The 13,163-nt window shown below is 67.3% G+C and carries 13 protein-coding genes and 1 tRNA gene; 3 read left to right on the plus strand and 11 right to left on the minus strand.

The window, feature by feature from the left end:
- Window positions 1–15 precede the first annotated feature (15 nt).
- Complete coding sequence (locus tag KKR91_RS13815; protein WP_210227943.1) at window positions 16–1,395, minus strand: cystathionine beta-synthase; 1,380 nt, start codon at window positions 1,393–1,395, stop codon at window positions 16–18.
- 126 nt (window positions 1,396–1,521) lie between these two features.
- Here KKR91_RS13815 and KKR91_RS13820 point away from each other — a divergent pair, with 126 nt between their 5' ends.
- Window positions 1,522–2,499: a DNA-3-methyladenine glycosylase family protein gene (locus KKR91_RS13820; protein ID WP_210227941.1), complete on the plus strand. Its 978-nt coding sequence runs from the start codon at window positions 1,522–1,524 to the stop codon at window positions 2,497–2,499.
- Between the two features lie 12 nt (window positions 2,500–2,511).
- Here KKR91_RS13820 and amt read toward each other — a convergent pair whose 3' ends face one another.
- From amt to KKR91_RS13845, 5 genes are all read right to left on the minus strand, one after another.
- Complete coding sequence (amt, locus tag KKR91_RS13825; protein WP_210227939.1) at window positions 2,512–4,113, minus strand: ammonium transporter; 1,602 nt, start codon at window positions 4,111–4,113, stop codon at window positions 2,512–2,514.
- Window positions 4,114–4,406: 293 nt separating this feature from the next.
- Window positions 4,407–5,624, minus strand: a complete 1,218-nt coding sequence (gene fdhA / locus KKR91_RS13830) for a formaldehyde dehydrogenase, glutathione-independent (protein ID WP_210227937.1) — start codon at window positions 5,622–5,624, stop codon at window positions 4,407–4,409.
- A 232-nt stretch (window positions 5,625–5,856) separates the two neighbouring features.
- Window positions 5,857–6,255 carry a thioredoxin gene (gene trxA, locus KKR91_RS13835; RefSeq protein ID WP_210227935.1) on the minus strand — a complete coding sequence of 133 codons (399 nt, stop codon included), beginning with the start codon at window positions 6,253–6,255 and terminating at the stop codon, window positions 5,857–5,859.
- Window positions 6,256–6,384: 129 nt separating this feature from the next.
- A tRNA-Tyr gene (locus KKR91_RS13840) sits at window positions 6,385–6,466 on the minus strand.
- A 136-nt stretch (window positions 6,467–6,602) separates the two neighbouring features.
- Window positions 6,603–6,944 (minus strand): hypothetical protein, encoded by a 342-nt coding sequence (locus KKR91_RS13845; protein ID WP_210227933.1) that lies wholly within the window; start codon window positions 6,942–6,944, stop codon window positions 6,603–6,605.
- A gap of 132 nt (window positions 6,945–7,076) precedes the next feature.
- Here KKR91_RS13845 and KKR91_RS13850 point away from each other — a divergent pair, with 132 nt between their 5' ends.
- The gene (locus KKR91_RS13850; protein ID WP_104101679.1) at window positions 7,077–7,568 is read left to right on the plus strand and encodes a YajQ family cyclic di-GMP-binding protein; all 492 of its coding nucleotides are present in this window, start codon (window positions 7,077–7,079) and stop codon (window positions 7,566–7,568) included.
- Between the two features lie 124 nt (window positions 7,569–7,692).
- On the opposite strand, the gene KKR91_RS13855 is transcribed toward KKR91_RS13850, so the two are convergent.
- From KKR91_RS13855 to KKR91_RS13865, 3 genes are all read right to left on the minus strand, one after another.
- Window positions 7,693–8,370: a histidine phosphatase family protein gene (locus tag KKR91_RS13855; RefSeq protein ID WP_210227931.1), complete on the minus strand. Its 678-nt coding sequence runs from the start codon at window positions 8,368–8,370 to the stop codon at window positions 7,693–7,695.
- A gap of 32 nt (window positions 8,371–8,402) precedes the next feature.
- Complete coding sequence (htpX, locus tag KKR91_RS13860; RefSeq protein ID WP_210227929.1) at window positions 8,403–9,281, minus strand: zinc metalloprotease HtpX; 879 nt, start codon at window positions 9,279–9,281, stop codon at window positions 8,403–8,405.
- Window positions 9,282–9,414: 133 nt separating this feature from the next.
- The gene (locus KKR91_RS13865; RefSeq protein WP_210227927.1) at window positions 9,415–10,686 is read right to left on the minus strand and encodes an MFS transporter; all 1,272 of its coding nucleotides are present in this window, start codon (window positions 10,684–10,686) and stop codon (window positions 9,415–9,417) included.
- A 119-nt stretch (window positions 10,687–10,805) separates the two neighbouring features.
- On the opposite strand from KKR91_RS13865, the gene KKR91_RS13870 reads away from it, so the two are divergent.
- Window positions 10,806–11,549 carry an MBL fold metallo-hydrolase gene (locus KKR91_RS13870; RefSeq protein WP_210227925.1) on the plus strand — a complete coding sequence of 248 codons (744 nt, stop codon included), beginning with the start codon at window positions 10,806–10,808 and terminating at the stop codon, window positions 11,547–11,549.
- Here KKR91_RS13870 and KKR91_RS13875 read toward each other — a convergent pair.
- Both KKR91_RS13875 and KKR91_RS13880 read right to left on the minus strand, forming a co-directional pair.
- Window positions 11,546–12,328 carry an esterase/lipase family protein gene (locus KKR91_RS13875; RefSeq protein WP_337925339.1) on the minus strand — a complete coding sequence of 261 codons (783 nt, stop codon included), beginning with the start codon at window positions 12,326–12,328 and terminating at the stop codon, window positions 11,546–11,548. The two genes, KKR91_RS13870 and KKR91_RS13875, sit on opposite strands and share 4 nt — an antisense overlap.
- The gene (locus KKR91_RS13880) at window positions 12,325–13,077 is read right to left on the minus strand and encodes an alpha/beta fold hydrolase (RefSeq protein WP_210227924.1); all 753 of its coding nucleotides are present in this window, start codon (window positions 13,075–13,077) and stop codon (window positions 12,325–12,327) included. Before KKR91_RS13880 ends, KKR91_RS13875 begins: the two co-directional genes overlap by 4 nt.
- Window positions 13,078–13,163: the final 86 nt, after the last annotated feature.

A 13,163-nucleotide genomic window follows, 5' to 3' on the forward strand; every position in this document is an offset into this window, starting at 1 on the left:
ATGCGGGGCAAGCGCTTAGATACTCATGTAGGACAGCAGGTCGTGCCGGGTGAGGATTCCCACCGGCGCGCCCTCGGAGGTGACCATGACGGCGTCGTGCTCCTGGAGCTTCTGCTTCGCCGCTGCCACTGAATCCCCCGCCCCGACCATCGCCGGTTGCGGTCCCATGTGCTCGCGGATGCTGTCCGTGGGCTTGGCCTCCCCGCGGAACAGCTTCTCCGTCAGCGAGCGCTCATTCGCAGAGCCCACTACCTCGCCGATCCGCACCGGCGGTTCCTGGGACAGCACCGGGATGGTGGAGACGCCGTATTCGTTGAGGATGTTGATGACATCCAGGACGGTCTCGTTCGGGTGGGTGTGCACCAGATCCGGCAGCGAGCCGTCCTTGGTGGCCAGCACATCGCGCACGGAGGCCTCCTGTTCCGCGCCGGCCAGGAAGCCGTAGGACCGCATCCACTCGTCGTTGAAGATCTTGCCCATGTAGCCGCGCCCGCTGTCCGGCAACAGGACCACGACGACGTCGTCCGACCCCAGGTCCCGCGCCGCCCGCAGCGCGGCCACCACTGCCATGCCGGACGATCCGCCCACGAGCAGTCCCTCCTCGCGGGCCAGCCGGCGGGTCATGGCGAAGGATTCGGCGTCGTCGACCGCAATCACCTCGTCCGGGACCGAGGGGTCATAGTTGCCCGGCCACATGTCCTCGCCCACGCCCTCGACGAAGTACGGGCGGCCGGTGCCGCCGGAGTAGACGGAGCCTTCCGGGTCCGCGGCAATGATGCGCACCGGACCGGTGGCACGGCCGGCGGAGACTTCCTTGAGGTACCGTCCGGTTCCGGTGACGGTGCCTCCGGTCCCGGCGCCCGCCACGAAATGGGTCACCTGGCCCTCGGTGTCGCGCCAGATCTCCGGGCCGGTGCTCTCATAGTGGCTGGCCGGTGCGGCCGGGTTGGAGAATTGGTCCGGCTTGTACGCTCCGGGGATTTCCCGGACCAGCCGGTCGGAGACACCGTAATAGGAGTCGGGGCTTTCGGGGGCGACGGCGGTGGGCGTCACCACCACCTCGGCGCCGTACGCCCGCAGCACATCGCGCTTCTCCACCCCCACCTTGTCCGGGGTGACAAAGATGCAGCGGTACCCCTTCTGCTGGGCCACCAGCGCCAGCCCGACGCCGGTGTTGCCGGAAGTCGGTTCAACAATGGTCCCGCCGGGCTGCAGTTTGCCCTCCCGTTCAGCGGCTTCGATCATGCGGACCGCGATGCGGTCCTTGATGGAGCCGCCCGGGTTCAGGTACTCCAGCTTCACCAGCACCGTGGCCGCCAGGCCATCGGTCACGTGGTGCAGCTTCACCAGCGGGGTGTTGCCGATCAGGTCCAGGACAGTATCTGCATACTTCATGTGCAACACGTTACTGGTTAGCTCCGGACGGTCCAGCTTCGTTCGGAACCCGGCGTAGCAAAAGCCACACACCCGCGGCCCCGGGACCGGCCCCGGCGTGTCAGACCTGCGTGCGACGATGGTGTTATGTCGATGTCCGTGCCGGTCTCCGCAGCTTATGGAGCCGGATCCCTCTCCCTGCTGTGGGAGTCCGACCGGCCGTTTTCCCTGGCCGTATCCCTGGGCATCCTGGCGCACGGCAGCAAGGATCCGTCAGTGCGGATCGGCCCGGGAGTCGCCTGGCTCGCCTTCTCCACCCCCGGGGGCGACGCCACCCTCGCGCTCTCCGAGCAGCCTGCCCCCGCTCCGGGGTCCCGCGTGCTGGTGCGTGCCTGGGGGCCGGGGGCCGATTACGCGTTGGACGGCGTCCCGGCGCTGCTCGGCGGCTGTGATGACTGGTCCGCCTTCGACGATCCGGAATTCGCTGCCACGCTGCCCGGCGCCGTGTCCCGGACCCGCCGCCGCAACCCGGGCCTGCGCCTGCCCAGCACGGGCCGGATGCTGGACAGCATTGTCCCGGTGGTGCTGGAACAGAAGGTCACCGCCATGGAGGCCTATTACTCCTGGCGGTATCTGGTGGCCAAATACGGCGCTGACGCACCGGGTCCCGCTCCGGCCGGGCTGAAGGTTCCACCCGGTGCCGGCCAATGGCGCCGGGTGCCGAGCTGGGAATGGCACCGCGCCGGCGTGGACTCGCACCGCTCCGGAACCATCCTGCGGGCCTGCGCCGCCGCCTCGGGACTGGAACGGCTGGCTGCGCTTCCCCTCGGGGAAGAGCTGACCCGGCGGCTGTGCTCGATCCCCGGAATCGGACCGTGGAGCGCCGCAGAAATCACCCAGCGCACACACGGGGCACCGGACTCCGTTTCGGTGGGTGACTATCATCTGGCCGCATTCGTGGGCGCGGCCCTGACCGGACGCCGGACCGACGACGCCGGGATGCTCGCCCTGCTGCAGCCCTGGCTCGGGCACCGGCAGCGGGTGGTCCGGCTGCTGGTCCTGAGCGGATTCCGCAAACAGGCCTACGGTCCGCGGCTGGCCCCGGAAGACCACCGGCGCCGCTAGTACTGCGTGCCGCTAGTACTGCGTAACCGCCAGCCGGTAGATGGACCCAGGTTCGGCTCCAAACCGTTTCAAGACCGCCACCACTGCCTCTTCGTGGTCGCTGTCCACCCCCGCTTGAACGCGCAGCCGGTCCTCGAAATCGAGTTTGCGCGCCTCTCCCCGGAACACCTCGGTGTGCACCGTTCCGGTGTAGACGGAGGCGTCGGCCAGTTCCAGGGATCTCGCGCCGGCCATCAGCAGCGCATCGCGCAGCCCGTCGATCCGGTGGGTGTTCACCACCGCGCTGATCAGATACTCCGGCGGGTCCAGCCGCCCGTCGGTGCTTCGCGAGGTGAAGAGTCCGTCCTCGGAGGAGCGGGCGCTGGACGTGGCCCGGGCGGTGGTGCCACTCAGCGCGTATCCGGCAGCGCCCTGCTGGTCACGGTCCAGATCCTCCTGTTCCGGGCCGGGTTCGCGCAGCCCCATGGTGCGGTCGATGATCATGGCGATCACCCAGCTCAGGACGAAGGAGAACAACACCACGCAGAGCAGCGCAACAATCTGGTGCCAGAGCAGCAGGCCTCCCCCGCCGGTGAACACCCCGTCTTCACTCAGCGCGTTCACGGAACTGTCAGCGAAAAACCCCAGCAGGAGCGAGCCCAGGATCCCGCCGACAAAATGGACCGCAATAACGTCCAGGGCGTCGTCGTAGTGCAGCATGTGTTTGATCCCGACCGCGAAGCAGCACGCACAGCCGGCGATCAGCCCGATCAGCAGTGCGGCGCCGGTACCGACAAACCCGGCGCAGGGCGTGATGGTGGCCAGCCCGGCAATGGCACCGGAGGCGGCACCCACCAGGGTGGAATGGCCGCTGCGCAGCCGCTCCACGAGCAGCCAGGTCAACATGGCTGCCCCGCCGGCAACATGGGTGTTGATCATGGCCTGGGCCGCGACGGCGTTGGCCTGCAGCCCGTCCCCGGCGTTGAAGCCAAACCAGCCGAACCAGAGGATACCGGCCCCGGCCAGCATCAGCGGCAGGTTGTTCGGCGAGGTCTTGGGGGTCGGCCAGCCGCGGCGCCGCCCCACCACGAGGAGCACCGCGATGGCCGCCGCCCCGGCAGAGGCATGCACCACCATTCCGCCGGCCCAGTCCTGGGCGCCGAGCTGCACCAGCCAGCCTTTGGGGTGCCACAGCCACCGGGCGACCTGCGGATACACGATGAGGGACCAGGCTGCGAGGAAAACGGTCCAGCCGGCAAATTTCAGGCGGCCGGCCGTGGCCCCGGTCAGCAGCGCCGGGGTGATGATGGCAAACATCATCTGATAGGCGACAAAAGCCAGCGCCGGGATGGTCACGCCCGCGGCCACCGTATGGAACTGCGGGGTGTCGACGTCGATGAGGGCAGCGGCGTCGAACTCACCGACCAGGGAATTGCCGTTGTTGCTGAACGCCAGGGTGTAACCGGCCAAGACCCAGGTAAGGGTGATGATGCCCAGCGGGATGGTGTTCTGCAGCATCATGGTCAGGACATTCCGCGCCGGGACCATGCCGCCGTAGAACATGGCCAGCCCGGGGACCATGAAGAGGACCAGGGCGGCGCAGACCAGCACCCATGCGGTGTCCGCCGCGTTCACGGGGTGCCTCCAGGAAAGCGGGCTGCAGCCGGGGTCCGAAATCCGGTTCCGGCTGACATGGGTGTGGTTGACGTGCAGGCGCGCATGGGATCCCCGTTCCAGCTCCTGGAATATGAGTGGCGAGTGCAGCCGGGAGCCGTGGAACCGGCGGGGTTTCCCCGGACTTTTCGAGTTTATCGCCGGGATGCCGGGCGCAGAAGACAAGGATGCTGCCAGCACGGCGAAAGGGCCGAAACCGTGTTGCGGTTCCGGCCCTTTCGCTGCCTTCTGGTGTCAGCTCGAACGCGCCCGGGTTAGGCGGGGACCATCCCATTCGGATCAATGACGTACTTGCGGGCCACCCCGGAATCAAACTCCCGGTAGGACTCCGGCGCCTGGTCCAGGCTGATGGTGGTGGCATTCACCGCCTTGGCGATCTGCACCTTGTCGTGCAGGATCGCCATCATCAGGTCGCGGTGGTACTTCATCACCGGACACTGGCCGGTGGTGAAGGACAGCGATTTGGCCCAGCCGGTCCCCAGGTTCAGGGACAGCGAGCCGACCTTGGCTGCCTCATCAATGCCGCCGGGGTCGCCGGTGACATACAGACCCGGGATGCCCAGGGCGCCGCCGGCTGCGGTGATGTCCATCAGCGAATTGAGCACCGTTGCCGGCGCCTCCGTGCCCGACCCGTGACCGTGGCCCCGCGCCTCAAAGCCCACGGCGTCCACCGCGCAGTCCACCTCGGGCACTCCGAGCAGCTGTTCGATCTGGTCCTTGGGGTCGCCCAGGGAGACATCCACTGTTTCACAGCCGAAGCTGCGGGCCTGAGCCAGCCGATCCTGGTTCAAGTCACCGACAATCACGACGGCGGCACCCAGCAGTTGCGCGCTGGCGGCGGCTGCCAGCCCCACGGGACCGGCACCGGCGATGTAGACAGTGGATCCCACCCGGGTGCCGGCCGTGATGGCCCCGTGGTAGCCGGTGGGGAAGATGTCCGAGAGCATGGTCAGGTCCAGGATTTTCTCCATTGCCTGGTCCTTGTCCGGGAACCGGAGCAGATTCCAGTCCGCGTAGGGCACCATCACGTACTCGGCCTGGCCTCCCACCCAGCCGCCCATGTCCACGTACCCGTATGCGGCGCCCGGCCGGGCCGGGTTAACGTTCAGGCAGATGCCGGTCTTGCGTTCCTTGCAGTTCTTGCAGCGCCCGCAGGAAATGTTGAAGGGAACCGAGACCAGGTCCCCCACGGAATGAAACTCCACATCAGGGCCGGTTTCCACGATTTCGCCGGTGATTTCATGGCCGAGGACCAGATTGGGCGGTGCCGTGGTCCGGCCGCGGACCATGTGCTGGTCCGAGCCGCAGATATTGGTGGTCACCACTTTCAGGATCGCACCGTGGGGCAGTTTGCGTCCCACGTTGGCCGGATTGACTCCGGGGCCGTCCCGCAGCTCGAACGTTGGATAGTCGATGTCCTGGACTTCCACGACACCGGGTTCCATATAGGCAACTCCACGGTTTCCATTCATAGGTCTTCGCCCTCGCCTTATCGTCGTCGTTGACAGTAATCCCTGCGGACACCGCGGAGCGCCGTTGCTGCCGGTGCCGGGGCGGGAATCCGCTAAAGGTGCCTCAGAGACTACCGCCGCGGCGAAGCCCGGGACAGGGCTGCCGGAAAGATTAAACACCCGTTAAACGAAGACCGCGGAGACTCCCTGTCCGGGTGTCTCCGCGGTGCGGAAAGCTGTGGGATGCCTGCGGCTAGTTGACCTGGCCGTCGGAACCGGCTGCAGCCTGCCCGTTCTCCTGTGCGGCGATCTGCTCGTGGACGGCCTTCATGTCCAGGCCCTTTACCGCGTCCACCAGTTCGCTGAACTGCGAGGCGTTCAGTGCGCCGGGCTGCGAGAAGACCAGGACCTTCTCGCGGAAGGCCATGAGGGTGGGGATGGAGGTGATGCCGGCGGCAGCAGCCAGGCCCTGCTCCGCTTCCGTGTCCACCTTCGCGAAGGTGATGTCGTCGTGCTTCTGGGATACGGCGTCGTACACCGGCGCGAACTGCTTGCACGGGCCGCACCAGTCCGCCCAGAAGTCAACGAACACAATGTCGTTTTCCTCAATGGTCTCGGGGAAGGTTGCCTCGGTGATGTCGATAGTTGCCATCCACCAACGCTATCCGGCGGGTGGGGGGATGTCTCTAGCTGTTCGCTCAGCGGTGAAGGCACCGGCTTTCCGGGCACGAAAAAACCCGCCCCGGCCAGTTTCCTGGTGGAGCGGGTTTTCCCTGTTCGGTGGCAGATACTGGATTCGAACCAGTGAAGGCGTTGCCAGCTGATTTACAGTCAGCCCCCTTTGGCCGCTCGGGTAATCTGCCGAACATCTTCATAAAGAAGATCTGCCGCAAGCGACTGCGGCCTAAACAACTTTACAGAACTTTTGCCCAAGATACGAATCGGCCGCCCTGGCCCGCTTCCCGGCGCCTCCCGGGGCGCCTGCCGGCCCGCCCGGCCCTAGAGTCCGCGGGCAATCCTGGACTGCATCCGGGCATAAAAACCGTCGGCCTGCGCCTGCGTCACATGGCCCCAGGCAACAGCGTTGGCCAGATCGGCACGGATACCCAGCAGCCGTTCCTGAACGGAGGCACCGGCGTCGGGTTCTGCGCCTGCTATCGACGCGGGCAGTGCCAGCGGCAACCGCAGGGACCGTGGTTCCGCCGCCTGCGCCAGAGCGGGCGCCACGCCTGCCCCGGTGATCGAGACGGCCGCCAGCACTGATCCCGCCGCCACGGCGCGCAGCCGCATCAGCTGGGTGCGGCGGGGGCGTGCATCTTCCGGTGTCGTTCCTGGCTTCATCACCTCCATACTGTTGCTGCGGAAGATGGGACCAGTCCCGGCGTTGCCTGAGTGGAACCTGTGAGGGCTGCCACCGATGCCCGGAGCTACTAGGCTGGGAGCAGGAGAGAACAACTACTGCAAGGAGCGCCCATGGCCAGCGAGTCATCATTTGATGTTGTGTCCAAGATCGACAAACAGGAAGTTGCCAACGCCCTGAACCAGGCGCAGAAGGAACTGTCCCAGCGCTACGACTTCAAGGGTGTCGGCGCCGAGGTGGATTTCAGCGGGGAGAAAATCCTCATGAAGGCCAACTCCGAGGAGCGCGTCATGGCCGTCCTGGACGTCCTGCAGTCCAAGCTGGTCAGGCGCGGCATTTCCCTGAAATCCCTGGACGCCGGCGAGCCCTTTGCCTCCGGCAAGGAATACCGGATCGAGGCCTCCATGAAGGAAGGCATCGCCCAGGACCAGGCGAAGAAGATCAACAAGATCATCCGTGACGAAGGCCCCAAGGGCGTGAACTCCCGGATCCAGGGCGACGAGCTGCGCGTGACGTCCAAGTCCCGCGACGACCTGCAGGCCACCATGGCCCTGCTCAAGGGTGCGGACGTGGACGTGGACCTGCAGTTCATCAACTTCCGCTAGGCCTGTTACCGCTGCTGCCTTCCGGCGGCGGGTGTTGAGCAGATGTACGACGACGGCGCCGCTCCCCTTGCGTGGGAGCGGCGCCGTCGTCATTTAATGGAGGCCGTCGTTTACTCAGTTACAGCTAGAGCACCACGTCCTCGCCGGCCGGACCATCCTCGCCGTAGTCACGCAGGGTCCGGCCACCCACTGCCTCGCCCATCCAGCTCAGCAGCCGCCATGACTCCGGCGCCCCGTCTTCGCCCGGCACGGATTCCATCACTGCCATGCCGGTGTTGCTGAGCGCGTTTTCCACGATGAAGTCCGGTTCCACGTTCTCGGCCCGGGCGGTGCACCAGACCCGGATCATGGCGCCATGACTGAAGATCACGGGCATGGACAGTCCGCTGGCCTGCAGCTCGGCGATGACGGCGTCGAACCGGGCGAAGGTTTCCCGGCCGTCGGGACCGCCCGGCATCCGGGTGTCCAAGTCGCCTTCCACCCAACGGAAAACCGTCTTCAGGTAGCTGACGATGGCGTCGCGGTCGTTGCGCATTTCCAGGCTGCCGGCCGAGATCTCACGCAGGCCGTCCCTGGCCTGGACCGGCAGGCCCAGTGCCGCGGCCAGCGGATCGGCGGTGAGCTGGGTGCGCACCAGGTTCGACGCGAAAACGCCGTCGATCGGCTCCCCGGCCAGGGCATCCGGCAGGGCAGCCGCCTGGGCCAGTCCCAGCTCGGTCAGTCCCGGCCCGGGGACAGCCGTGTCGAGGAAGTGTTCAACATTGGACGGAGTCTGTCCGTGCCGGATGAGTATGAGACGCATGGGCAGAGCCTACGGCAGGACCGTAGACGCGGTCAGGAACCGGAGCCGAGCGGACGGCCGGCCATGTTCTCCAGCCGGCGGATGCGGTCAGGCATCGGCGGGTGGGTGGACAGCAGCCCGCGGACGCCCTGCTTGAACGGGTTGGCGATCATCAGGTGGGCCGTGTTGGCCAGTTTCTGGTCGTTATTGGGCAGCGGGGCGCGCTGGGTGCCGGTCTCAAGCTTGCGCAGCGCCGAAGCGAGGGCCAGCGGGTCATCCGTGAGCTTGGCGCCGTCTTCATCGGCGTCGTATTCCCGGGTCCGGCCGATGGCCATCTGGATCAGCGACGCGGCAAAGGGCGCCAGGATCGCGAGCGCAATGGTGGCCAGCGGGTTGGCGTTCCGGCGGTCCCCGCCGCCGAAGAACAGCAGGAACTGACCCAGCGAAGTGATCACGCCGGCAATGGCGGCAGCAACCGAGGACGTGAGGATGTCACGGTTGTAGACATGCATGAGTTCGTGCCCCAGCACCCCGCGCAGCTCCCGCTCGTTGAGTAGGGCCAGGATCCCCTGGGTGCAGCAGACCGCGGCGTGCTGCGGGTTCCGGCCGGTGGCAAAGGCGTTCGGCGCCATGGTGGGGGAAATGTAGAGCCTGGGCATGGGCTGGTTGGCGCGGGCGGAGAGTTCCCGGACAATCCGGTACATTTCCGGTGCCTGGGCCTCCGTGACCGGGACCGCGCGCATGGCACGGATGGCCAGTTTGTCGCTGTTCCAGTAGCTGTATGCGGTGGTAGCCAGGCCGATGAACAGGAACACCCAGATGAACGTCGGGCTGCCGGTTCCACTCGAGAGCAGGGCGCCAATGCCCAGCAGTACGGCGAAGAGCACCCCGAACAGTGCAGCGGTCTTCAAGCCGTTGAAATGTTGATGCACGTGTGTGGTCCTTCCTGAGCGGATCTGCGCCGGACCCCCGGTGGTTCCCGGAGATGACCGGATCCGCGAAACGTCAGTCTATCCACCGATATCAACGCTCCATAGAGTCCGCTTGTTCCGCGCCGTCCCGGGGCTACGGCTCCGGGTGGCGGGCGTCGTATTGGGCGAAGCGGGGCTGCCGCTTCGCCAGGACGGCCACCAGCGCCACGCAGACCAGGCCCCCGATGACCGCGGCCCAGCCTTCGCCCAGGAAGGAGGCGTCAACGCCTGCCACCAGGTCTCCCAGCCGCGGCCCGCCGGCCACCACCACTACAAAGACACCCTGCAGCCGCCCGCGCATGGCATCGGGAGTCGCGGCCTGCAGGATGGTGGAGCGGAAGACGCCGCTGACCGAATCGGCGATCCCCGCACAGCCCATGGCAATGGCCGCCGGGATCAGCCAGGCGGTGGGCTCGGCGCCGTCGTTCCTTCCGGCCATCACCACCACCACTCCGAACGCCGAAACGGACAGCCCCCAGGCCACCACCGACCAGAGCACGGCCAGGCCCTGCCGGCGCACGGCGCCAAGCGGGCCGGAGAACAGGCCGGCCAGGAACGCGCCCACCGCGGTGGCCGCCAGCAGCACCCCGACGGTTGTGGCTCCCCCGCCCAGCAGCACCGCTCCGATCGCCGGGAGCAGGGCCCGGGGCTGGGCCATGACCATCGCGGCCAGGTCCACCAGGAAGGTCATGCGGATATTCGGGCGGGTGGCCAGGAACCGGAAGCCCTCCAACACCGATTTCAGGCCTGCCTTCTGCACTTCACCCACCGGCGGCATCGGCTTCAGCCGGTAGACCGCCCACATGGCGGCGGTGAAAGTGACGACGTCGATCGTGTAGGTCCAGCCGTAGCCCACCCGGGCGACCAGCACCCCGGCCAGCAGCGGCCCGATGGTCATCGCCAGGCCGAACGTGATCATGCTCAGCGCGTTGGCCGCCGGCAACAGTTCCGGCCGGACCAGCCGGGGAATGATCGCGCTGCGCGCCGGATGGTTCAGCCCGCCGGCGCCGGCGTTCACGGCGACCAGGGCGTAGAGCAGCCATACGTTGCCCACGCCCGCCCACGCCTGGGCGGCGATCCCGATGGTGGAGACCCACAGCAGCACCGAGGAGAAGAGGGCGACCTTGCGCCGGTCGTATGCGTCCACGATGGAGCCGCCGTACAGCCCGGCCAGGACCAGTGGCACCAGCCCGACCAGGCCCAGCAGCCCGACGTAAAAGCTGGACTGCGTCAGGGAATAGACCTCCAGGCTGACCGCCACCAGGGTGAGCTGGGTGCCGACGGCGGAGAGCGCCGTTCCGGTCCACAGGCGGCGGAATTCGGGGCTTTCGCGCAGCGGAGAGAGGTCGGCGAGGAGTCTGGGCATTCGAGCAGTCTAAGCGGGATATCAGCGGCTCTCGTTCCCGGGGCTCCCGGCCCGTCACACGGTAATCGACAGCATGCTTACGATGGAGGCGAGTTGCCGCAGCCAGCCTGGGAGGAAAGATGTTCACTCGAAACGTCGCTGACGGAATCCACCGGATCGAACATGCCTACGTCAACACCTACCTGGTGGAGGACGACGACGGCCTGGCCATCATCGACGCCGGGCTGCCGGGTATGTGGCCGCAGCTGTCGCGGGTGGTGCGGGAGCTGGGGTACGGGCCGGGGTCGGTGAAGGCCCTGGTGCTGACCCACGCCCACTTTGACCACGTGGGTACCGCGGCCCGGATCCGCCGGGAGTTCCGGGCCCCCATCCTGGTGCACGACGGCGACCGGTACATCGCCGCGCACCCCGACCGGTACGGGCACGAAAACAATCGGTTCCTGTATCCGGTCCGGTATCCCAAGTCCATCCCGTACCTGGGCGCGATGACATTGGCCGGTGCCCTGAACGTCCGCGGTGTCACCGATGTGCACAGCCTGGGCGGGGACAGCGGCGCCGTCCTGCCCGGCCGGCCGCAGGTCATCTTCACTCCCGGGCACACCGCCGGGCACGTGGCCCTGCACTATCCGGAGCGGGACGTGCTGATCTGCGGAGATTCCCTCGTCACCCTCAATCCCTACACCGGTTCCAAGGGGCCACAGATCGTGTCCGGAGCCGCCACGGCCAACAGCGCGGAGGCGCTGGCCTCCCTGGGCCGGCTGGCCGCGACGAACGCTCCGCTGCTGTTGACCGGCCACGGCGAGCCGTGGACCGGCGGAGCCGGCGCCGCCGTCGAACAGGCCCTGGCCCGCGGCGCATCCTAGGGCCCGTCCAGCTCCTGCTCCACCACCGCCAGCAGCCGGCGGTCGCCGATCGGGCGGAAGTGGCCCATGGTTTCCAGCTGGATATTCCGGGCACCGGGCAGATAGCTGCCGCCCGGAATGTGCGGATCGAAGCGGCTGTACACCGAGGTGATGCGGGCGTTGACGTCGCTGCTGCGCTGCAGCCGGCGCAGGAACCTGTTTCGCGGCGCAAAAGCGCGGATGGAGGGCAGCACAAAGAAGTTCGCATAGACGGAGCCGGAAAAGGGCGTATTGACCGCCACCATCTTCTCCACCCGGCGGCTGCCTTCGGGCAGGAGCATAAGCTGCTTGCCGATCAGCCCGCCCTTGCTGTGCGCCACCACCACGGCACCGGCCAGGTCCTGCTGCATCAGGTACTGCTCCACCAGCGCTGCCATCTTCTCGATCCGGCCGCGGTTGTAGCCCAGCGGCGCCACCGTGTGCACGGGATGGCCGCGGGCCGAGAGCGCCTCGGCCAGCGGGCGCAGGAACTGCCAGTTCTCGTAGACACCGGGGATCAGGATCACCGGCGCGCGGCCGGCATCGCCGGAGGACCCATCTCCGGTCGACCCATCTCCGGTTGACGCACCGCCGGACGGAGCCAGGTAAGCGGAGGGATCCTTGCGGAAGAGGAAACCGTGCACCTGCCAGTAGCCCACATACGCATAGTCGGCGGCCCACGCGCGGGCCTGGGTCAGCCACCGTCGCCCTCGGCCGGACAGCCGCCCCGGCGTGGACTGCCGTGTGCGCAGAAGCTTCACCTCCCGGATGCTGCTTCCTCCAGCAGGGCAGCTGTCTCCACCGGCCGGGTGAACATGCAGACATGCGGCTGCCCCGGCAGTTCAACCGCCACCGCGCCGGGCCGGGCGGCGGCCAGTTCCTGCACCCAGCGGGCAGGCACAATCGGATCCCGGCCGCCGCGCACCAGGGTTACCGGTGGCGTGACCCGCCCGATGCGCTCCTCCAGCCGGTGCCCGACCATCTTGGGCATGGTACGCAGATACCAGCGCGGACCGGCGCGCAGGTAGTCGGTAAGGAGCATCCAGTTCACAACCGGCGGTTCCCGCAGGCAGTCCTGCGCCAGGCGCAGTCCCTGCAGCGCTGCATGGCGCTCGCCGCGGTTGATGGTGGGCCCCAGCAGCACCACCGAGGTGGCCAGCTCCGGTGCCTGCACGGCCATTTCGGTCACCACCTGGCAGCCCATGGAATGGCCGACCCACTGCGCCGGACCGATGCCTGCAGCGCGCAGGGCGGCGATGTTGATGGCGGCAAAGTCGTCCATCTCCAGGCTTTGGGAGGGCTTCGGCACGGAGGCGAAGCCCGGCATCTCCAGCGTGTGGACGGTGGCGGTCTGCGCCAGGACCTCCACCAGCCGGGAGAAATAGCGCCCGGAGGCCCCGATGCCGTGCACCAAAACCACCTGCCGGGATCCGGATCCGTAGGTGCGGATATCGACGTCGTACTCCCGCACCTTCACGCGCTGGTGAACCGGCTCTGCCCTGCTGCTCAATGGATCTCCCTTGTCGTATGGCGGCTCCGCCCAGCCTAGTGTGCCATCCAGGGGTCTTATTATGAATTATTCATAACTAGTGGTTA

Source organism: Arthrobacter jiangjiafuii, assembly GCF_018622995.1.
GTDB lineage: Bacteria > Actinomycetota > Actinomycetes > Actinomycetales > Micrococcaceae > Arthrobacter_B > Arthrobacter_B jiangjiafuii.